The organism is Brumimicrobium sp. (assembly GCA_023957385.1).
Classification (GTDB): Bacteria; Bacteroidota; Bacteroidia; order Flavobacteriales_D; family Crocinitomicaceae; genus Brumimicrobium.
Window position 1 is genome coordinate 1764163 of sequence record JAMLGZ010000001.1, and the last position, 21142, is coordinate 1785304.

The window sequence follows — 21142 nt, forward strand, 5'->3', positions numbered from 1 at the left end:
TATAAATTATAAATGAGAGACCAAAAAAGAAATTTTCGCCCAAGAGAGGTGGAAGAACTAAACAGAATAAATGAACGCATTCGAGTTCCGCAGATCAGATTGGTACTGGAAGGGCAAGAGCCACTCATTATTGATACACGTGAAGCACTTAAAATGGCAGAGGAGCAAGAATTGGATTTGGTTGAAATTTCCCCTAATGCTACACCTCCTGTGTGTAAAATCATGGATTACCAGAAATTTTTATATGCACAGAAGAAAAAACAAAAAGAGATTAAAGCAAAGCAAACTAAAATTGTAATTAAGGAAATTCGTTTTGGTCCTCATACAGATGAACATGACTTCAATTTTAAATTGGAACATGCTAGAAAATTCCTAAAAGAAGGAGCTAAAGTGAAAGCTTATGTATTCTTTAGAGGAAGAACAATTGTGTATCAAGATAGAGGAGAAATCTTATTACTTCGTTTTGCACAAGAATTAGCCGAGTTGGGAACGCTTGAATTAATGCCAAAACTTGAGGGAAAAAGAATGACTATCATGATTAACCCTAAAAAATAGAAATTAATATATTAAAAATAATAGTGAGTAAATAAATAGCGAGAATATGCCAAAAGTAAAAACAAAATCCAGTGCTAAAAAAAGATTTCAAATCACTGGTAGTGGGAAGGTAAAAAGAAAGCATGCTTTCAAAAGCCACATCCTTACTAAGAAATCAACAAAGCGTAAACGTAATTTAACAGCAGCAGGTCTTGTTGATAAAACAGACATGAATAATGTTAAATTAATGCTTAATTTAAAATAAAATCTGTCATGGTGACAGAGGTTAGTATTCACCCAATGTTAAGTATCTAAGTTTTCTGAAACAACGAAACACTTTACATTAAAAAACAAATAAATATGCCAAGATCAGTAAATCACGTAGCATCCAGAGCAAGAAGAAAAGAGTACATGAAACTTGCAAAAGGATATTATGGAAGAAGAAAAAATGTTTGGACAGTAGCGAAAAATGCTATTGAAAAAGGATTAGTTCACGCGTATAGCGGTAGAAAACAAAAGAAAAGACAATTCCGTTCACTTTGGATTATGCGTATCAACGCTGGTGTTAGAGAACACGGAATGAGCTATTCTCAATTTATGGGATTATACAATAAAAGCAACTTAGAATTAAACAGAAAAGTTCTTGCTGATTTAGCAATGAACAACCCTGAAGCATTCAAAGCTGTTGTTGATGCTGTAAAGAAATAATTTATTAATTTATACTCACTAGTAAAAACGGAGAATCTTAGATTCTCCGTTTTTTTTATTTATCGATGATATATTACAATCAATTTTATATCTTTGCCATCCCCGCCCAGGTGCTGAAATTGGTAGACAGGCATGTTTGAGGGGCATGTGCACGTTTGTGTGTGCGGGTTCAAGTCCCGCTCTGGGCACTTTTTCAAAATTCAACCTATCTTTCGCTATTCAACGCTTGAAATCTACATTTTTTATTATTTTTACATTTACTTAAATTCTTTTGAAAGTGACTGATAAAATTAAATTCGGAACAGACGGTTGGAGAGCTGTTATTGGTGATACATATACAGTTGTTAATGTAGGTAGAGTAGCAGAGGCTACTGCTAAGTGGATTTCACAATCAAATAATACATCGGTACTTATTGGCTATGATTGTAGATTTAATGGGAAGTTATTTATGGAAACTGCTATTAAAGTATTTCTACATTATGATATAAAAGTATATTTTGCTAAAAATTTTGTATCAACACCTATGGTCTCTATGGGTACAAGAAAATATGGTGCGGCATTAGGTGTGATTTTAACTGCTTCTCATAATCCACCTGAATATGGAGGGTTTAAACTAAAATCTTCTTTTGGGGGACCACTTTTACCAGATAAAGTACAAGAAGTTGAAGATTTGATTCAAGATGATTTTGACAGAAGTATGCTGAATATTGATTTAGATTCTGCTATTTCAAAAGGAACATTAGTGGAGTTGGATTTGGAAAGTGAATATGTAAAAGCAGTTCAAGATAACTTTGACTTAAATGCTATCCGAAATTCAGGGATGAAATTTGCTTATGATGCTATGTATGGTGCTGGTCAAAATGTAATGCGAAGATTATTTCCAAATATCGAACTATTGCATTGCGAATATAATCCTTCTTTTAAAGGGCAAGCGCCCGAACCAATTGCTAGAAATTTAAGAGAATTAGAGACTTTCTTGCAAGAAAAAAAGGATATTGATATTGCTTTAGTGACTGACGGAGATGCGGATAGAATTGGATTATATAATGGGAATGGAATTTTTGTGGATTCTCATCACATTATGCTATTGCTAATTCACTATATGGTGAAATATAAAGGTTTGAAAGGAAAAGTAGTCACCGCCTTTAGTAGCTCACCAAAGATTAAAAAATTATGTAAACATTATGGACTGGAGCATGAAACTGTAAAGATTGGGTTTAAATATATTGCGGGACTCATGGTAACAGAAGACGTTTTAGTAGGAGGAGAGGAATCAGGTGGAATTGCTGTGAAAGGACATATTCCAGAACGTGATGGTATTTGGATGGGTATGATACTTTGGGAGTTTATGGCTAAATCTGGAAAAAGATTAACTGAATTAATCCATGAAGTGTATGACATTGTTGGCGGTTTCTACTTTGATAGAAATGACTTACACCTTGATGAAAATTTGAAGCAAAGAATTGTAGAGAATTGTAAGAATGATAAATATACATCATTTGGTGATTTTAAAATTCAGCATATAGAAACAATAGATGGTTTTAAATTTTATTTCGACAAAGAAGCTTGGGTGATGATACGCCCATCCGGAACAGAACCTGTTTTACGTGTATATGCTGAAGCAGCAACTATGAGTGAGGTGCAAGCTATCTTAAAATCTACTAAAGAAACTATCTTAAATTAATTCAATTAATATTCATGGGAAACACATTGGGTAAGCTTTATACATTGACTTCTTTTGGTGAATCTCATGGAAGAGCAATAGGTGGTGTGATTGATGGTGTGCCTGCTGGTTTCTCCTTAGATATAAATAAAATTCAAAGAGAATTAGATAGAAGAAAACCAGGACAATCAGCTATCGTGACACAACGCAAAGAAAGTGATACTGTACAATTTCTTTCAGGTATTTTTGAAGGGAAAACAACTGGTGCTCCAATTGGATTTATTATCGAAAATAACAATCAGAAATCAGTAGATTATGAACATCTGAAAGATGTGTACCGTCCTTCTCATGCAGATTTTACGTATGCAGAAAAATATGGAATTCGTGATTACAGAGGAGGGGGGAGAGCAAGTGCACGCGAAACCGCTAATTGGGTAGTGGCTGGAGCTATTGCCAAACAATTTTTAAAAGAAATAGGTGTTCAAATTAATTCCTTTGTGACTCAAGTAGGTACAATCATATTGGAGCAAGATCCCATTGAACTAGATATTCCTGCTTTTGAAAATGAAGTTAGGTGTCCTGATACAAACACGGCAGAACGAATGATTGAATATATTAAAGGGATTCGTGCGCAAGGAGATACAGTGGGAGGAATTGTTTTCACAAGAGTGACAGGTGTTCCTATTGGTTTGGGTGCTCCAGTTTTTGACAAACTACAAGCTGACTTAGGAAAAGCTATGTTGTCTATCAATGCAGTAAAGGGGTTTGATTATGGTTCTGGCTTTGGATGTGTGACAATGAAAGGAAGTGAGCACAATGATTCTTTCTTGCCTGATTCTTCTACACAAACGAATTACAGTGGTGGAATACAAGGGGGGATAAGTAACGGAATGCCCATCTATTTCAGAGTAGCATTTAAACCAGTTGCAACCCTTATGCAAAAGCAACAAACTATTGATAAAGCATATAATTCGGTAGAAATGATGGGGAAGGGAAGGCACGATGCGTGTGTAGTTCCTAGAGCAGTTCCTATTGTAGAGGCTATGACCGCAATAACACTCTTTGATCATTATCTGCGTAATAAAATAACGAAACTATAATATGACTCAAGAACAAAAGAAGAAAAAACGTTTGGCGCTTCATTGGAAGATTATCATAGGAATGATATTAGGGGTTGTGTTTAGTTTAGTTTTGTTGCAAACCCCATGGGGGAAAGATACAACTATCATTAAAGTAAAAGGAGTTGATACATCCATCTCAAATGCCTCTTTGTTCGTAAAACACTGGATTAAGCCTTTTGGAAATATGTTTATCAATGCCTTGAAATTGATTGCTGTTCCTCTGATTTTAGGTTCTCTAATTAAGGGAGTTTCTGATTTAAAAGATGTTTCAAAGCTGTCTAAAATGGGGTTAAAAACAATTAGCATCTTTATAGCTACTACAGTGACTGCTGTGTGTATCGGTATTGCGGTTGTAAATATTATCCAGCCAGGAAAAACCATAAGTGAAGAAACGCGCATCAGTTTGATGGATAGTTTTAGTGGAGAAGCAAGTCATAATATCTCTAATGCCGAACTGCAAAAAGAGAATGGGCCTTTAAAAGCTATTGAAGATTTGATTCCCAACAACATCTTTTTCTCTGCATCTGATAATGCAAACATGCTTCAAGTAATCGTTTTTGCTTTATTATTTGGCATTGCTATGATTATGATTCCAGAAGAAAAAGCAAGACCTGTAAAGCAATTTTTTGATAGTTTTAATGATGTTATACTCAAGTTGATTGATGTTATTATGCTGGCAGCTCCAATCGGAGTATTTGCACTGTTGGCAGGATTAGTTGTGGAAGCACCAAGTCCTGACTTATTTATGGCGTTACTTTGGTATGCGATTAGTGTTATCATTGGTTTAACTTTAATGTTAGGAGTGTATGGTTTTATGGTGTATGCCTTTGCAAAGAAATCACCTAAATTTTTCTTCAAAGGAATATTCCCAGCGCAATTGCTAGCCTTTAGTACAAGTTCTTCTGCAGCCACACTTCCTGTAACAATGGATAGAGTAGAGAATCACTTAGGTGTTGATGAGGAAATTTCTAGTTTTGTTTTACCTATAGGAGCCACTATTAATATGGATGGAACTAGTTTGTATCAAGCAGTTGCTGCAATCTTTATAGCCCAAGCTATGGGGATGGATTTGAGTGCTATGACACAAATAGGTATTATTGCCACAGCCACCTTAGCAAGTATTGGCTCGGCAGCCGTACCTGGTGCGGGAATGGTGATGTTGGTTATTGTATTAGCGCAGGCTGGAATTCCAGAGGCTGGATTAGCTTTGATCTTTGCTATTGATAGACCACTGGATATGTTGCGTACTACTATTAATGTAACAGGAGATGCTACGGTTTCCATGGTAGTTGCCAAAGGAGAAAATATGCTCAAAAAATAGGTTTAAAAAACTATCCACAGCTTTACATGAAATTGTTGATAAATTAGTTGAAAACCCTTGTGTTTTTAACATGTTTTCACTCTAGATTTTGTATATTTGTTCGTTGTGAAAATTAATTACTGAAGACATTAAAATAATACAAATTATATGAGTGAATTAGACAAGAAAATGGAGGATTACTCCGCGGATAATATCCAGGTGTTAGAAGGTTTAGAAGCAGTTAGGAAAAGACCTGCGATGTATATCGGAGATGTTGGCTTGAGAGGTTTACATCATTTGGTGTACGAGGTGGTTGACAACTCTATAGATGAAGCGATGGCAGGATATTGTAATCAAATTTTTGTCACTATCAATGAAGGAGAATCTATAACAGTTGAAGATAATGGACGTGGTATCCCCACTGCAATGCACTCTAAAGAAAAAAGATCTGCCTTAGAGGTTGTAATGACTGTATTACATGCCGGAGGTAAATTCAATAAAGATAATTATAAGGTATCAGGAGGTTTACATGGTGTTGGGGTGTCTTGTGTGAATGCACTTTCAGATCATCTTTCTGCCATAGTTCATAGAGATGGAAAAGTATTTCAACAAGAATATAGTAAAGGAGCACCTCAATATTCTGTAAAAGAAATCGGCACAACTGATAAGACAGGAACGATTGTTACTTTTCATCCAGATGCAACCATTTTTGAAGAGGTAAAATACAATTACGATACATTGAAGTCAAGAATGAGAGAATTAGCGTTCTTGAATAAAGGTATTACACTTGTATTGACTGATAATAGAGATGAGTCAATTAACGACAAAGGTGAACATCCAACTGAAACTTTCCATTCTGAAATTGGTTTACGTGAATTTGTTAAATATGTTGACAGAAGCCGTGAGCCTCTTATTGAAAATGTTATATACATGGAAGGTGAGAAAGAGGGTATTCCTGTTGAAGTAGCAATGATTTATAACACTTCTTACAATGAGAATATTCTATCGTATGTGAATAATATCCATACGCATGAAGGTGGAACTCACCTTTCTGGTTTTAGAAGGGGTCTGACTGGTACTTTAAAGAAATATGCTGATGACTCAGGATTATTAACTAAAGAAAAGATTGAAATTGTAGGGGATGACTTTCGTGAAGGATTGACAGCTATTATTTCTGTAAAAGTAGCAGAACCTCAATTTGAAGGTCAGACAAAAACAAAATTAGGTAACAGAGATGTTCAAGCCCCTGTTTCGCAGGCTGTGTCTGAAATGTTGACTAATTATTTGGAAGAAAATCCAAATGATGCAAAAAAAATTGTAGAAAAAGTAATTATTGCTGCAAGAGCACGTCACGCTGCTAAAAAAGCCAGAGAAATGGTGCAACGTAAAAATGTTCTTTCAGGAAGTGGTTTACCAGGGAAGTTAGCGGATTGTACATCTAAAGACCCAGCTGAATGTGAGATTTTCTTAGTTGAGGGAGATTCTGCGGGAGGTACAGCAAAGCAAGGTAGAGATCGTCATTTTCAAGCAATTATGCCTTTGAGAGGTAAAATTTTGAACGTGGAGAAAGCTATGCAACATAAAATCTTTGAAAGTGAAGAAATTAAAAATATCTATACAGCATTAGGAGTTAGAATTGGTACCGAAGAAGATTCAAAGGCATTAAATCTGGAAAAATTAAGATACCATAAGGTTGTAATTATGACGGATGCCGATGTAGATGGGGCGCATATTGCAACATTGATTCTGACTTTCTTCTTCCGTTATATGAAAGAATTGATTGAAAATGGCTATGTGTATTTGGCTGCTCCACCTCTTTACTTAGTGAAGAAAGGAAATAAAGCAGAATATGCATGGGATGAAAATCAACGTGACTTATTAGTGGAACGTATGGCTGGAAATACTCCGAGAACTACAGTAGGTGTTCAACGTTACAAAGGTTTGGGAGAGATGAATGCAGAACAATTATGGGAAACAACTATGAACCCTGAGCACAGAATGTTGCGCCAAATCACTATTGATAATGCGGCAGAAGCAGATCAAGTGTTTTCTATGTTGATGGGGGATGATGTTCCACCACGTAGAGAATTTATTGAAGAAAATGCAAAATATGCGAATGTGGACGCATAATAGGTATGGATAAAAAATAATATATAAATCCCGTTAGGTCAACACTTATCGGGATTTATATTATCACCTTAGTGCTATATTTCAACTCCTCTAATACAATTTGTGATTCAATATTATTGATGTTTTGAATGGCTGATAAATCATTTACCAAAAAGTTACTATACTCTTTAATGTCTTTAAATCGTGCCTTTGCAACATAATCATAGGTTCCTGAAACTTGGTAAAATTCTGTAATAGCTACTAACGATTTAATCTCTTCTACAAAACTATCTCGCTGTGTGGTATGGTGATCTTTTACGGTAATATTTAAAATAACTAATACCGATTGACCTAATAAATCTGCATCAAGGAGAGCTACATAATCCTTTATATAACCAGCATTTTCAAGTTTTTTGATACGCTCGTAAATAGGGGTTGCCGTTAGGGCTAATTCAGCTGCCATTTCTTTTGCAGTCTTCAAACAATCTGTTTGGAGAATTTCAAGTATTTTTTCATCAATATAGTCCATAATTAGTTTTTTTCACCACAAATATATAAATATACAATAATTTTTACCAAAAATCATTTAATAGTGAAATATATCACTTTTTTAGCTCAAATTTGCAGCGATAAAAACTAAAAAATTAATCTTTTTTATGGTCTGAAATGAAGAATAAATACATTGATCTAATTGAGCAAACCTTTGATTTTCCACAGGAAGAGTTTAAAGTAGAAGACGGCAAACTATTCTTTAGAGAGCTTGATATGAGTGCCTTGATAGAAAAATATGGAACTCCTTTTAGGTTTACTTATCTTCCAATTATCGGTCAACAAATAGAAAAATGCCGAAATTGGTTTAATACCACCATGAAAGAACAACAATATAAAGGTAAATATGAGTATTGTTATTGTACAAAAAGCTCACATTTTAACTTTGTTTTAGAGGAATGTTTACAACATAAAACCAATATTGAAACTAGTTCTGCTTTTGATATTGATATTCTTATAGCTTTATTTAATAAAGGTAAATTAGATAAGAATACATATATTTTATGTAATGGGTATAAGACGGAAGAATATATAAAAAAGATTAAAGAATTATTGGATTTAGGATTTTCAAAAGTGATTCCTGTGATTGATAATTTTCGTGAGTTTGATATCCTAGAAGAAGAAATTGATCAGAAGCTAGAAATAGGTATTCGTATTGCGTCAGAGGAAGACCCAAAATTTGAATTCTATACCTCTCGTTTGGGAATCGGATATAAAGATGTAGTGTCTTTCTTCAATTGGAAGTTAAAAGATCATAAGAAATTCAAACTTTCTATGCTACATTTCTTTGTAAATACAGGTATTCGTGATAATGCATATTATTGGAATGAGTTGCATAAGTTTTTAGGAGTTTATGAGAATTTGATCAAAAACGACGCAAACATCAAATATTTAAATATTGGTGGAGGTTTTCCCATTAAAAATTCTTTGGCATTTAACTACGATTACGAATATATGGTCCAAGAGATTATGTCACAGGTTAAAAATGCTGCAGATCATGTGGATGCTAAACACCCTGATATCTTTACTGAATTTGGTTCGTTTACTGTGGCTGAATCGGGAGGGATGGTATTTACAATCTTAGACCAGAAAAAACAAAATGATAGAGAGAAGTGGAACATGATTAATAGCTCTTTTATGACGACTTTACCAGATGCATGGGCTATTAATAAACGATTTATCATGTTACCTATTAATAGATGGGAGGAAAAATATGAAAGAGTCTTTTTAGGTGGCTTAACCTGTGACTCTGATGATTATTATAATTCAGAACAGCACACCAATGCTATTTACCTTCCTGTATATAGCAAAAGATCCCCTTTGCATGTTGGGTTCTTTAATTGTGGGGCCTATCAAGAATCCATTTCTGGATTTGGTGGAATTAAACACTGTTTGATTCCTAGTCCACAACATATTTTGATAGATAAAGATGAAGAAACAGGAGAGATTAAAGATGAAATATTTGCACCGCATCAAACTCCTGAACAAATGCTTAAAATTTTAGGATACAAATAAAAATGAGAACTTACGCTGGAATACCTGAAGAATTCGGTGAATTTGATCAGGCAAAAATTGTTATGATCCCCGTTCCTTACGATGGGACATCCACTTATGGAAAAGGAGCAGATAAAGGTTATGATGCTATGTTAGATGCTTCCGAAAACATGGAATTGTATGACATAGAAACTGATAGTGAGGTGTATAAGGAAGGGATTTATCTTGCACCAAAAGTAACTGAGGATAGCTCTCCTGAAGCCATGTGTGATGCAGTAGAAAAAGCTACTACTGATATGTTAAATACTGGGAAATTTGTAACGCTATTTGGAGGAGAACATTCCATTTCAATTGGTTCTATTCGTGCATTTAGAAAAAAATATACAAATCTATCTGTTTTACAATTAGATGCACATTCTGATTTGCGCCCTGAATTTCACGGTTCTGCATGTAATCATGCATGTGCTATGCACGAGGCTTCTAAGACAACTAATTTAGTACAAGTAGGTATTAGAAGCATGGATACGGTTGAACTTCCCTTTGTAAAAAAAGAAAATTTCTATACAATGTACAGACTTCGTGCAACAGAAAATTGGATGGACGAAGTGATTAGCAAATTGGGAGAAGATGTCTATTTGACAATCGATTTAGATGTTTTTGATCCATCTATCATGCCTTCAACAGGTACTCCAGAACCGGGAGGTTTGTTATGGTATGATGTCATTACATTAGTTAGAAAATTAATTGAAAAGAAAAATTTAGTAGGCTTTGATATAGTAGAGTTAGCTTCTGAAGAAGGGGTGCCTTCTCCTGATTTCATGGCTTCTAAATTAGTATATAAGATTTTATCATATAAATTTAAAAAGTAATGGGAAAAGTTAGAGAGTTTATTGAGTACAATTACCGCCACTTTAATGCTGCTGCGTTAGTTGATGCTGCTAAAGGATATGAAAAACACTTAGCTGAAGGTAAAAAAATGTTAGTTTCCTTAGCAGGAGCTATGAGTACAGCTGAATTAGGGATTTCCTTAGCTGAAATGATTCGCCAGGATAAAATTCACATAATTTCTACTACAGGTGCCAATTTGGAAGAGGATGTGATGAATTTGGTGGCACACAATCACTACGAACGTGTTCCACACTATAGAGATTTAACTCCACAAGATGAGTGGGATTTATTAGAAAACCACATGAATCGTGTAACGGATACGTGTATTCCTGAAGAAGAAGCTTTTAGAAGAATTCAAGCGCATATTTTTAAAATCTGGAAGGATGCTGAAGATAAAGGGGAACGCTTTTTTCCGCACGAATTTTTATATAAATTATTGCTTTCTGGAGTGTTAGAGCAATATTATGAGATTGATTCAAAGAATTCATGGATGTTGGCTGCAGCACAGAAAAATTTACCAATTGTTTGTCCAGGCTGGGAAGATTCTACTTTGGGGAATATATTTGCTTCTTACTGTATTAAAGGAGAATTAAAGCCTTCTACAATGAAATCAGGAATTGAATATATGACTTGGTTAGCTAATCATTATACTGCTACAGCAGGAACAGATGGTATTGGTTTCTTCCAAATAGGAGGGGGAATTGCAGGTGATTTCCCAATTTGTGTAGTTCCAATGTTGTATCAAGATTTGGAAAGAGAAGATACCCCGTTCTGGAGTTATTTCTGCCAAATTTCTGATTCAACAACAAGTTATGGTTCATATTCTGGGGCAGTACCTAACGAAAAAATAACGTGGGGTAAACTAGGTATCGATACACCTAAATTTATTGTAGAATCTGATGCTACAATTGTAGCTCCATTGATTTTTGCATATTTGTTAGATCAATAGAAACGATTAATCGAAGTGATTACAAAAGAAAAGCTCTGACAGAATCAGAGCTTTTCTTTTATACTAATTTAAAATTTTAATATCCAAACAAAGGATATTTACTCATCATTGATTTAACATCGGCAATAACTTCCATTTGTATTTTATCATTTCCTATATTCATTAATGTTTTATCAATTAAATCTACAATAGCAGGAATCTCAGTGTCTTTTACGCCACGAGTTGTAATAGCAGGAGTTCCTAGACGAATACCTGAAGTGACAAATGGAGATTCTGTATCGAAAGGTACCATGTTTTTGTTTACCGTAATATGCGCATTGTTTAGTGCTGTTTCGGCATCTTTACCATTTAGTCCTTTGGAACGTAAGTCAATTAACATACTATGATTATCAGTACCCCCTGAAATGATGTCATAACCTCTTTTTACTAATTCAGAGGCCATTACTTTCGCATTTTTTATAATTTGTTTTTGATATTCAGTAAATTCTGGTCGGAGTGCTTCACCAAAAGCTACTGCTTTTGCAGCTATTACGTGTTCTAGCGGTCCACCTTGTGTGCCAGGGAATACTCCAGCATCTAAAATAGAAGCCATAGAACGTAAATTACCATTCTGCCAGCGAATTCCCCAAGGGTTATCAAAGTTTTTACCCATCATAATGATACCACCTCTTGGACCCCTTAAAGTTTTATGGGTTGTTGAAGTAACAATATGACAGTATTTTAATGGGTCTTTTAATAATTTGGTTGCAATCATTCCAGCTGGGTGAGAAATATCTGCTAATACAAGAGCTCCTACCTGATCTGCAACTTGGCGAACACGCTCATAATCCCAATCACGACTATATGCAGATGCACCAACTACAATAAGTTTTGGTTTTACCTCTTTTGCTCTTTTCTCTAACTCATCATAGTCAACTTGTCCTGTTTCTTTATTTACTCCGTAGAAATGAGGTTCATATAGTTTTCCAGAGAAATTTACTGGAGAGCCATGTGTCAAATGTCCTCCGTGAGATAAATTAAATCCTAAAATTTTATCTCCCGGTTTCAAACAAGCTAGCATAACAGAAGCATTAGCTTGTGCGCCAGAGTGAGGTTGTACGTTAGCCCATTCTGCACCAAAAAGCTGACAGAGTCTATCAATTGCTAATTGTTCAACTTGATCCACAATTTCACATCCTCCGTAATACCTTTTTTCAGGAAGTCCTTCTGCATATTTATTAGTTAATACAGAACCCATTGCTTCCATCACTTCATTACTTACAAAGTTTTCGGAGGCAATTAACTCAATTCCGTTTGTTTGACGTTCTCTTTCTTTCTCTATTAAATCGAAGATGATTTGATCTTTTTTCATATTGCGATAAATTATTTATTTAATTGATTGTATATCTGAGTTAAACCATAATTCAAAGATGTAGATGGCTTAAAGCCTGTTAAACTTACTAATTTTCCAGAACTTCCAACTCTTCTTTCTACCTCATAATCATATCGTTTCTTGGGTGCCTCAATATATACGATATTAGAAGATGAATGCGTTATTTCTTTAATTTCATCAGCCACATCTTTGATAGTTATTTCCTTTTCGTTGGCAATGTTTACAATGTGATAACCACTAATATCCATAAGGCGTACACATGCTTCTACCGCATCGTCAATATAGGTGAAATCGCGTGTTTGTTTTCCATTTCCAAATACAGTTATATTTTCATTTGCCAAAGCTTGTTCAAAGAACCGAGGTACTACCATACGGTTGTCTTGCCCGATACCATAAACATTGAAAAAACGCACTGAAATTGCATTTAATCCCTTCTCTTCAAAATTAGAAGCTAAATAAATTTCGTTATAGCGTTTAGCCATTGCATAAGAGGTCTTAGGGTCAACAGTTACTTCTTCAGTAAATGCACTTTGTGTAAGCGCAGAATGACCATAAATACCTGAGGTCGAGGCATAAATTATTTTCTTTACACTATTATCGATGGAAGATTTAACTATATTTCTTAAACCTACTGTTTCTACATCCATAGTTTCTACAGGGGCATCTGCGACAACATCAACGCCTAATATGGCAGCAAAATGGAAAACTAAATCAATATTTTGAGTGAGTTTATTCATTAATTCAACATCACACACATCTCCTTTAATGAAAGTGATATTTGAAAAGGTGTCTGAATCTAATTTATTTCCACGTAATAAATTGTCAACTACAGTCACGGTATGACCATCTTTGACTAATCGCCGTGTTAAATTACTTCCGATAAATCCTGCGCCTCCGGTAACTAAAATTCTCATGATTGGTTATTTAAATGTTTTAATACAGTTTAGTTTATGAGAAAAATATTTTTCTTTCTCGTTGTAAATCCCTTCTTCTTTTAGTGTATCTATTCTGACTCTCCCGTGTGCGTGGATAATCGTGTTATTTTCTAATATTATTCCTACATGTGTTATTTTTCCAGATTTTTCTGATCGGAAAAATGCTAAATCTCCTTCTCTTTGGTTGTTAAAAGTCACCTCTTTACCCTGTAGAACCTGTTGGGAAGCATCTCTATTCAAAGAAATGCCTAATTGATGATAAACAGTTTGCGTAAATCCTGAACAATCTATTCCAAAACACGTTCTTCCACCCCACAAATAAGGCGAATTTAAGTATTTAAGTGCTAATTCTGATATATTTTGTTCACGAATAACTGGTGCCATCTCATTCCAACTATAAGAAAAATCTTCTATTTGAAAATTTTTATTTTGTGATAGAATGGGTGAACCAGCCAATATTGTTTGGTTTCCCCAAGGAGTTTGAAGTGGCAATACCTCATCTTGTTGACGAGGATTGGTAACAATTAATTCAGCTGTTTGCTTTGAAATTGGCATGAATTGTTTGCTATCTACCCAACCCTTGTAAGTGTCATGCGTAATCTCAATTTGTAGCCATTGGTTTTGAATACTCAGAATACAAACAACTTCACCAAATAATAATTGTGTGATTATTTCCGAAGTGTCGTCGGGACTGATTCTAACCGGAACAACGGTTAAATGGCATATTGCATAATCACCTATTTCCATTTAGCCAACTACTTTATCGGGGAAATTTTTATTCTCAAGTATATTCTTGATTTGTTGAATGTGACGCTCATTGTGATATATCACAAATTGTAATACATCTCCTAAGCGTAAACGTACAATTCTACTGAATGAAATAGGAACCTTTGCTTTTTTTAGATTAACATGTTTGGCTAAATCTAGAATATTTAATAGCTCTAGTTGATTTTTTTCAAATTTTTCTATAGTATTCTTTTCTACTAATTCAGGTAAAATAGTAGGGTTGTGTGTGCGTTGGGCTCTAAATTTACGTTTGATATTATTTGCCCTTCCCAACTGAATAGATTTCCATGCACTTCTCCCTAATTGTGAAGATACAAATGTATCACTTGGTGTGGTGAATTTTGTTTTCTTAATTTTGTTTAAAATAAGGGGGTGGTAAAAATTAACTAAACTGTTTAGATGAGCTAAGACCTCTAGAATGTTCCAACTATCTTTTGTTCTTCTCCAATGTAATTGATTTTCTCCTAAATGCCTACATTTTTTAGAAACGAACGTCATATTATCCTCTGTAATTCGTCTTAGCCTAAAAAGTAATTCGTCTGTTGGAATTCCTATCATATATATTTAGTGTTGTCTTTATTGCTCTCAAATTTAATACGTTTTCTGAGAGTATGCAATTAAAAATGAATGATTTTTTGTTATTTATAATACCTTTCCTAATCTTTATATTTTTAGTCTTATAATTATTACTATATTTACTTTATAAAATCTAAAAAATAGAGTATATGGCTAGTAAAAGAGAGTTAAAGAAACGCATTAATTTAATGATATATGATGTTGTAGATGAGTGTTTTAGCATTCAATTATATAACTCTAAAAAGACAGAAGTAACAGATAAGTTTATTGATGAAGCAGCAGACTTTCAAGATGAAATAATGGCGGCTATCCACAAAGCAAAAAATAAATCTGAATTCAGAAAGATTGTAGAAAAAGTTGAAGATATTAATGAAGAATGGTTAGAGCGTTTAAACAAATTAGCTTAACCTAGCATTTATTTCAATAATTTTTGGATACGATACATTTCGTCTCTTAAACGGGCAGCTTCCATGAAATCCAGTTCCTTTGCTGCCTTTTTCATGTCCTTTTCTACTTTTTGTAGGCTCTTCTGGAGTTGCTCTTTTGACATATATTGTTCCACCGGATCAGCAGCTATCATTTGATTCTTGTCATCGATATTTCCATATCCTTGCAATGCATTCATTTTGGATTTGTTCAATGGTGTAGGCGTGATACCATGTTCTTCGTTGTAGGCCATTTGTAGAGCACGTCTACGATTAGTTTCTTCAATGGTGCGATCCATAGATTTTGTAATGGTTTCAGCATACATAATTACTTTACCATTCACATTTCTTGCAGCTCTCCCTACCGTCTGAACTAAAGAGCGTTCATTTCGTAGAAAGCCTTCTTTATCAGCATCTAAAATGGCAACAAAGCTTACCTCAGGTAAATCAAGTCCTTCACGTAAGAGATTTACGCCTATTAACACATCAAAAACACCTTCTCTCAATTGTTGTAGAATCTCAACACGCTCTAAAGTATCTATTTCGCTATGTATGTAACGACATAAGATACCCAATCGATCAAGATACTTTTGTAATTCCTCTGCCATACGCTTGGTTAAAGTGGTAACAAGGGTACGTTCTTTTAATTCTACTCTTTTTTGAATCTCTTCAATTAAATCATCTACTTGATTAATGCTTGGACGCACTTCTATAACAGGGTCTAATAGACCTGTAGGCCGTATAACTTGTTCAACAATGACTCCATCGGATAGTTGAATCTCATAATCTGCTGGGGTAGCACTGATATATATTACCTGATTAAGCAGGTCTTGAAATTCCTCGAATTTTAGCGGTCGGTTGTCCATGGCTGCTTGTAATCGAAAACCATATTCTACTAAGTTGATTTTACGAGAATGATCACCTCCATACATTGCGCGTATTTGTGGAATAGTGACATGACTTTCATCGATAAGCATAAGATAGTCTTTAGGGAAATAGTCTAGGAGGCAAAAGGGGCGCATGCCCGGAGCTCTTTTATCAAAATAGCGTGAATAATTTTCAATTCCTGAACAATAGCCAAGCTCTCGTATCATTTCTAAATCATATTCCGTACGTTCTAATAGGCGTTTTGCTTCTATAGGTTTTCCTTCTCGTTTAAAAGCTTCTACCTGTATCACTAAATCGTCTTGAATCATTTCGATTGCTTCACGCGTATTCTCAGGAGAACTTACGAAAATATTAGCAGGGTAGATGTTGATGGCGTCTAATTGTTCAATCTTATTATTTGAGATGGGGTCAATAGTAGAAATAGCTTCAATCTCATCTCCCCAAAATTCAATGCGCAAAGCATAATCTGCATAAGCTAAAAATATATCTACCGTGTCTCCATTCACCCGAAAGGTTCCTCTTTTAAATTCATTTCCGGCTCTGGAGTACAGATTTTCTACAAGTCTGAATAAAAACTTATTACGCATTATAACATCTCCTTTTTTTACATGCATAATACTTTTCTGAAATTCATTTGGATTTCCAATACCATATATGCAAGAAACCGAAGAGACTACAATCACATCACGCCTACCAGAAAGTAGGGCGGAAGTGGCGGATAAACGTAGCTTCTCTATTTCATCATTGATAGCTAAATCTTTCTCGATATAAGTGTCTGTGAGCGATATATAAGCCTCTGGCTGGTAATAGTCATAGTAGGAAACAAAGTATTCAACTCTGTTTTCTGGAAAGAACTGCTTAAATTCATTATAAAGTTGTGCAGCCAGTGTCTTATTGTGCGATAGTACCAATGTAGGTTTGTTGACTTGTTGAATAACATTAGCTGCAGTGAAGGTTTTACCACTACCTGTAACTCCCAACAGGGTTTGGTGTTGTACGTCGTTTTTTATTCCTTTAACTAATTCGTCAATGGCCTGTGGTTGATCACCAGTTGGACTATAAGGAGAAACGAGTTTGAAATCCATAGTACAAAGATAGTAGTTTTAAGAAACATTAAAAATTAGTATTCTTATCTAGTTTTTTGACTATTTAGTGTAGGCATACTTTTCTAAAGTATCCACAAATTCTTTGCATAATATTGATTTGTCATAGGTGGTTTCAGCTAATTTGCGTGCATTTATTCCCATGTCTTTGGCAAGATCTGGATTCTCCTGGATGTACTTTATTTTGTGAGCTAAATCTGCATCTATTTTAGGATTTGCAAAGAGACCACAATTATTTTCTTCTACCATTGCCTTCGTCCATCCCGCTGAATTAACGATGATTGGTTTTCCTGCAGAAAGTGAATCAAATAATTTATTGGGAGAATTGGTATATAGAATGGGTATATCTTCAAATAAAACAATGGAAACATCACTAAAATTTAAAACCTCAGAAACTGTTTTTAATGGCTTTTCTCCGTAGAAATGTACATTGGGTAATTGGAGTTTGACAGCTAGTTCTTTTAATTCTGCTTCTTGTGAGCCACCTCCAATAAATAGGAATTCAATGTTGTTGTCATCTTTGAGTTGATTGGCAGCATCTACAAGCGTGTGAACGGCATTGGCTAGTCCCATGGCTCCAAAGTAAATAACCTTAAAACTATCCTCTCGGAGTTTCATCTCCTTCATTAGTTCCAGGTTTTTCTCTCTTTCCCAAAACTCATCTTTTTTAGACATGTTGGGTATCATAGATGTTTTATTCTTGGGAATATAATGCATAACACCTTCTTGCATACCTGGAGATAGTGCGATTACATGATTCGCATTTCTATAGATTGTTTTTTCCAGTTTCCTTGTTGCCCAAATCAAGAATGGATTTTTAATCGCTCCCATTTGGATAGGAACTTCTGGCCATAAATCTCTTACTTCAAAGATATAAGGTGTTTTCTTAAACCATTTGAGATAAAGTGCAGGAATACCAACTGTAAGTGGAGTAGATGTAGCAAAAACTAAGTCAATATCCTGCTGTTGTTTGGCAACTTTAATGCTTTTTCGCATAAACCCAATAAACGATTTAAGACGAGCCTTTACAGACATGCTTTGATGATAAGCTTCTTTGATATAAATGACTTTGATGCCTTCAATGATTTTCTCTTCTATATCTTTCTCGATTTTACTGCTTCCTGCAATAACCGTGACTTGATGTCCTCTAGCAATTAATTCTTTACAATTCCAGTAAGAACGCGTCCCACCTGCATCGGCAGGAGTGTAAAAATACTGGTGTATGTAAATAATATTCATTCTTTTATAAGATAATTTCGAGCTAAAGGACCTTCGTTCATTAGCAAGTCTAAAATAGATAAATTAGGGTAAAACTCAAACTTATCAGAGAAAACTTGTATGTAGGGTGATTGTGTTATATCAAATTCTTTTTTATCTAATGCGATACGCTTGTCAAGGTCGTCTTTTGGTGGAACATATTCAGAACTATAAGAAATAGCTATATCAAGGTCTAGCCACTTCAATAATTGCTCTAAGATTCTTGTATTGAAACGATATAATATTGATTCTTCCATATATATCAAATCTTTGATCATTTCTCCGTAGTAAAAGAAATAGGGTGCATGGTGATAACTACTCTCTAAGGCATTCCAATGATCTTTCCGCCAGTTGGTGTCGTAGGTGATAAGTACATCTCCTACAGGTGTCTCATTGCCTTTAGGACGAGAAACAGGTACGCTCAAATACATGGGACCATTACTCTCTAGAATTTTAGTTCTATTTCTCCAGCTCTGTTTCTTATATATTTCATGAATATCTATAACTATCTCTTTGTGTTTTGCAAGAGATTGAAAATAGGGAATAGAACCAAAATAATTAGTGGAGTAGAGCATTATTTAATTAAAGTAAATAACCTTTCCCAACGAATTCCTTTTGTTTCTGATTTAGAGAACCAAACCATAGAAGCTTTCCCAACGATATGGTCGTCTGGAACAAAGCCCCAAACTCTGGAGTCAGCAGAATTATAGCGATTATCTCCCATCATCCAATAATATCCTTTTTCAAACGTATAAGTTGTGGCTTCTTTTCCATCTATGTAATATTTCCCATCCTTTTCTTGGAAATCATGTAATTCATAAGCTGTAATTACACGTTTATACCAATCAACATTATGGGGAGTCAATGGTATAGTTACTCCTTTTTTAGGAATCCAGAAAGTTTCAAAATCAGAAACAGTATTATTGATATTGAATGACTTAGGGTAATAGTTTAGGTTATTCACTCTTTCTGAAGCTGTCATATTACTTGCGTCAACACGTTCAGGATCTACTATTGTAAATGTCGCATCTGGATAATCTTTTTGAAGCATTTTCAACTCTGATTGAGTCAGATGGTAGAAGTCATTCCCTTTGTAATAATCACGGTTTAATTCTAATCCGTACTTATTATCCATTATTCGATCGGAGGGTCTAGTAAAGTTTGTTGCCATATACTCCAAATTCTGATAATCAAAGATAGGAGCAGCTTTTCCATTTACATAAACCTGAGAATGAACAATCTTAATAGAATCGCCTGGAATACCGATACAGCGTTTAATATAGAATTCTCTTTTGTCTATAGGTCTATAAATAATACCTTTATGATGAATCATCATTCCTTCTACATTGGAAAAAGTTTGTTTGTTCACAGCAATCTCATATCTAGCTTTTTTTCTCCATGTATCAATGTTATCAATAAATTCTTGATAAATATTATCAACAATTGCTTGGATCTTTATATTCAATTTCTCTGCTTCCAACTGCATTACACTGTCTAATTCTTTCCCTTGATATTGACTGGATAATTGTTCTCTTCGTTTTTGTAATAAAGCGTTACCATTTGGAATTTTGTTTCGATCAATAGACTCTTCAAATAACCTTCTGGCTTCAGTATTTACAATTCCGTGATAATCATGTCCCATCAATCCATTAGGGATACGAGGGTCATAAATAGCTGTGTCTCCGGAAGGATAGTTAAATACTACTACATCGTAATTCTTGACATGACTCCAGCCTGGTAAGCGCATATATTTAACCTTTTCCAACGTGGTGTACGATTGAACATTCAACCAAGGAATAGTGTTGTGAGCTAATGGAAAGGAAAGAGGTGTTTCAGGAACCCTAGAACCATACGTGAGTTTATTAACTACTAAAAAATCTCCCACTAACAATGTTTTCTCCATAGATCCTGTTGGGATTTGGAAAGGTTCGAATACATAAGTTCGTATGGCACTAGCAGCAACTAGAGCAAATAAAATACTGTCACCCCACTCTTTAATAATCGTTTTCTTACCCTTTTTCTTTTTCTGCATAGCACCTAGTGTAAGAGCAACAACATGACCTACAATAGGAAGGGATAGAAAAAGTACAATATGATCACTATTGCGTCTTAACTCTAAATGTTTTTGGTTTTCCCAATTGGTAACAAAATCTGGTTTTAGATTGTCGTCGTTTGCAATCTTAGCCATGATAATGAAAGGGAAGAAGATACCTTGTAACGTATCACCAACAGAGAATAGACCATATTTACGAATGTAGCTCACGTTAAATACAGCCCACATTACTAAGTGAATTCCAGGAATAATCATTAGAAATGCCCACCACCAAGGTTGGCCTGCAATTTTTGATGCAATAGCATAGTTATATCCTGGAATGAGCGCCTCCCATGATTTTCTTCCTGCTTTTGGGAAACTCTTAAACCATAATGCTAGATATGGATAAACGATAAAAAATATGAAGAAATATTTTGCTAACATGTATAATGA

General features: G+C 34.7%; 20 protein-coding genes and 1 tRNA gene. 12 read left to right on the top strand and 9 right to left on the bottom strand.

Features of this window, described 5'->3' with window-relative positions:
* Positions 1-12 precede the first annotated feature (12 nt).
* The 8 genes from infC to gyrB all read left to right on the top strand — a co-directional run bounded on the left by infC (position 13) and on the right by gyrB (position 7456).
* Positions 13-555 carry a translation initiation factor IF-3 gene (gene infC, locus M9897_07735; GenBank protein MCO5268769.1) on the top strand — a complete coding sequence of 181 codons (543 nt, stop codon included), beginning with the start codon at positions 13-15 and terminating at the stop codon, positions 553-555.
* A 46-nt stretch (positions 556-601) separates the two neighbouring features.
* Positions 602-799, top strand: coding sequence for a 50S ribosomal protein L35 (gene rpmI, locus M9897_07740; GenBank protein ID MCO5268770.1), 198 nt, complete (start codon positions 602-604; stop codon positions 797-799).
* Between the two features lie 95 nt (positions 800-894).
* Positions 895-1242, top strand: a complete 348-nt coding sequence (rplT, locus tag M9897_07745) for a 50S ribosomal protein L20 (GenBank protein MCO5268771.1) — start codon at positions 895-897, stop codon at positions 1240-1242.
* 104 nt (positions 1243-1346) lie between these two features.
* Positions 1347-1430, top strand: a tRNA-Leu gene (locus M9897_07750).
* A gap of 89 nt (positions 1431-1519) precedes the next feature.
* Positions 1520-2926, top strand: a complete 1407-nt coding sequence (locus tag M9897_07755) for a phosphoglucomutase/phosphomannomutase family protein (GenBank protein MCO5268772.1) — start codon at positions 1520-1522, stop codon at positions 2924-2926.
* A gap of 14 nt (positions 2927-2940) precedes the next feature.
* Entirely contained in the window at positions 2941-4005 is a 1065-nt protein-coding gene (gene aroC / locus M9897_07760) for a chorismate synthase (GenBank protein MCO5268773.1), read from the top strand.
* Between the two features lies 1 nt (position 4006).
* Positions 4007-5347: a dicarboxylate/amino acid:cation symporter gene (locus M9897_07765; protein ID MCO5268774.1), complete on the top strand. Its 1341-nt coding sequence runs from the start codon at positions 4007-4009 to the stop codon at positions 5345-5347.
* A gap of 147 nt (positions 5348-5494) precedes the next feature.
* Positions 5495-7456, top strand: a complete 1962-nt coding sequence (gene gyrB, locus M9897_07770) for a DNA topoisomerase (ATP-hydrolyzing) subunit B (GenBank protein ID MCO5268775.1) — start codon at positions 5495-5497, stop codon at positions 7454-7456.
* 55 nt (positions 7457-7511) lie between these two features.
* Here gyrB and M9897_07775 read toward each other — a convergent pair whose 3' ends face one another.
* Positions 7512-7964 (bottom strand): Lrp/AsnC family transcriptional regulator, encoded by a 453-nt coding sequence (locus tag M9897_07775; protein MCO5268776.1) that lies wholly within the window; start codon positions 7962-7964, stop codon positions 7512-7514.
* A gap of 137 nt (positions 7965-8101) precedes the next feature.
* Here M9897_07775 and M9897_07780 point away from each other — a divergent pair, with 137 nt between their 5' ends.
* Genes M9897_07780 through M9897_07790 form a run of 3 tightly spaced genes read left to right on the top strand, consistent with a single transcriptional unit; the run spans position 8102 to position 11315 of the window.
* Positions 8102-9499 carry an arginine decarboxylase gene (locus M9897_07780; GenBank protein ID MCO5268777.1) on the top strand — a complete coding sequence of 466 codons (1398 nt, stop codon included), beginning with the start codon at positions 8102-8104 and terminating at the stop codon, positions 9497-9499.
* Entirely contained in the window at positions 9496-10347 is an 852-nt protein-coding gene (gene speB / locus M9897_07785; protein ID MCO5268778.1) for an agmatinase, read from the top strand. The genes M9897_07780 and speB overlap by 4 nt, the downstream gene beginning before the upstream one ends.
* Positions 10347-11315: a deoxyhypusine synthase family protein gene (locus M9897_07790; GenBank protein ID MCO5268779.1), complete on the top strand. Its 969-nt coding sequence runs from the start codon at positions 10347-10349 to the stop codon at positions 11313-11315. Before speB ends, M9897_07790 begins: the two co-directional genes overlap by 1 nt.
* A gap of 76 nt (positions 11316-11391) precedes the next feature.
* Here M9897_07790 and M9897_07795 read toward each other — a convergent pair whose 3' ends face one another.
* The 4 genes from M9897_07795 to M9897_07810 are packed head-to-tail and all read right to left on the bottom strand — an operon-like array spanning position 11392 to position 14966.
* Positions 11392-12666 (bottom strand): serine hydroxymethyltransferase, encoded by a 1275-nt coding sequence (locus tag M9897_07795; protein MCO5268780.1) that lies wholly within the window; start codon positions 12664-12666, stop codon positions 11392-11394.
* An 11-nt stretch (positions 12667-12677) separates the two neighbouring features.
* Positions 12678-13601 carry an NAD-dependent epimerase/dehydratase family protein gene (locus M9897_07800; protein ID MCO5268781.1) on the bottom strand — a complete coding sequence of 308 codons (924 nt, stop codon included), beginning with the start codon at positions 13599-13601 and terminating at the stop codon, positions 12678-12680.
* A 6-nt stretch (positions 13602-13607) separates the two neighbouring features.
* Positions 13608-14369 (bottom strand): C40 family peptidase, encoded by a 762-nt coding sequence (locus M9897_07805; GenBank protein MCO5268782.1) that lies wholly within the window; start codon positions 14367-14369, stop codon positions 13608-13610.
* Positions 14370-14966, bottom strand: a complete 597-nt coding sequence (locus M9897_07810) for a DinB family protein (protein ID MCO5268783.1) — start codon at positions 14964-14966, stop codon at positions 14370-14372.
* Positions 14967-15133: 167 nt separating this feature from the next.
* On the opposite strand from M9897_07810, the gene M9897_07815 reads away from it, so the two are divergent.
* Complete coding sequence (locus tag M9897_07815) at positions 15134-15391, top strand: hypothetical protein (protein MCO5268784.1); 258 nt, start codon at positions 15134-15136, stop codon at positions 15389-15391.
* Between the two features lie 8 nt (positions 15392-15399).
* Here M9897_07815 and uvrB read toward each other — a convergent pair whose 3' ends face one another.
* From uvrB to lepB, 4 genes are read right to left on the bottom strand one after another with little or no spacing between them, the layout of a single operon-like run.
* Positions 15400-17382 (bottom strand): excinuclease ABC subunit UvrB, encoded by a 1983-nt coding sequence (gene uvrB / locus M9897_07820; protein ID MCO5268785.1) that lies wholly within the window; start codon positions 17380-17382, stop codon positions 15400-15402.
* Positions 17383-17442: 60 nt separating this feature from the next.
* Positions 17443-18639, bottom strand: a complete 1197-nt coding sequence (locus M9897_07825; protein MCO5268786.1) for a glycosyltransferase family 4 protein — start codon at positions 18637-18639, stop codon at positions 17443-17445.
* Positions 18636-19232 (bottom strand): WbqC family protein, encoded by a 597-nt coding sequence (locus M9897_07830; protein MCO5268787.1) that lies wholly within the window; start codon positions 19230-19232, stop codon positions 18636-18638. The genes M9897_07825 and M9897_07830 overlap by 4 nt, the downstream gene beginning before the upstream one ends.
* Positions 19232-21133 carry a signal peptidase I gene (lepB, locus tag M9897_07835; GenBank protein ID MCO5268788.1) on the bottom strand — a complete coding sequence of 634 codons (1902 nt, stop codon included), beginning with the start codon at positions 21131-21133 and terminating at the stop codon, positions 19232-19234. The genes M9897_07830 and lepB overlap by 1 nt, the downstream gene beginning before the upstream one ends.
* Positions 21134-21142 lie beyond the last annotated feature (9 nt).

Bases quoted from the DNA above. Each gene is read 5' to 3' on its own strand.
- lepB (MCO5268788.1), bottom strand. From the start codon at position 21,133: ATGTTAGCAAAATATTTCTTCATATTTTTTATCGTTTATCCATATCTA.
- gyrB (MCO5268775.1), top strand. From the start codon at position 5,495: ATGAGTGAATTAGACAAGAAAATGGAGGATTACTCCGCGGATAATATC.
- M9897_07815 (MCO5268784.1), top strand. From the start codon at position 15,134: ATGGCTAGTAAAAGAGAGTTAAAGAAACGCATTAATTTAATGATATAT.
- M9897_07765 (MCO5268774.1), top strand. From the start codon at position 4,007: ATGACTCAAGAACAAAAGAAGAAAAAACGTTTGGCGCTTCATTGGAAG.
- M9897_07805 (MCO5268782.1), bottom strand. From the start codon at position 14,369: ATGGAAATAGGTGATTATGCAATATGCCATTTAACCGTTGTTCCGGTT.
- M9897_07775 (MCO5268776.1), bottom strand. From the start codon at position 7,964: ATGGACTATATTGATGAAAAAATACTTGAAATTCTCCAAACAGATTGT.
- M9897_07825 (MCO5268786.1), bottom strand. From the start codon at position 18,639: ATGAATATTATTTACATACACCAGTATTTTTACACTCCTGCCGATGCA.
- infC (MCO5268769.1), top strand. From the start codon at position 13: ATGAGAGACCAAAAAAGAAATTTTCGCCCAAGAGAGGTGGAAGAACTA.
- M9897_07810 (MCO5268783.1), bottom strand. From the start codon at position 14,966: ATGATAGGAATTCCAACAGACGAATTACTTTTTAGGCTAAGACGAATT.
- uvrB (MCO5268785.1), bottom strand. From the start codon at position 17,382: ATGGATTTCAAACTCGTTTCTCCTTATAGTCCAACTGGTGATCAACCA.
- rpmI (MCO5268770.1), top strand. From the start codon at position 602: ATGCCAAAAGTAAAAACAAAATCCAGTGCTAAAAAAAGATTTCAAATC.
- aroC (MCO5268773.1), top strand. From the start codon at position 2,941: ATGGGAAACACATTGGGTAAGCTTTATACATTGACTTCTTTTGGTGAA.
- M9897_07830 (MCO5268787.1), bottom strand. From the start codon at position 19,232: ATGCTCTACTCCACTAATTATTTTGGTTCTATTCCCTATTTTCAATCT.
- rplT (MCO5268771.1), top strand. From the start codon at position 895: ATGCCAAGATCAGTAAATCACGTAGCATCCAGAGCAAGAAGAAAAGAG.
- M9897_07800 (MCO5268781.1), bottom strand. From the start codon at position 13,601: ATGAGAATTTTAGTTACCGGAGGCGCAGGATTTATCGGAAGTAATTTA.
- M9897_07780 (MCO5268777.1), top strand. From the start codon at position 8,102: ATGAAGAATAAATACATTGATCTAATTGAGCAAACCTTTGATTTTCCA.
- M9897_07790 (MCO5268779.1), top strand. From the start codon at position 10,347: ATGGGAAAAGTTAGAGAGTTTATTGAGTACAATTACCGCCACTTTAAT.
- M9897_07795 (MCO5268780.1), bottom strand. From the start codon at position 12,666: ATGAAAAAAGATCAAATCATCTTCGATTTAATAGAGAAAGAAAGAGAA.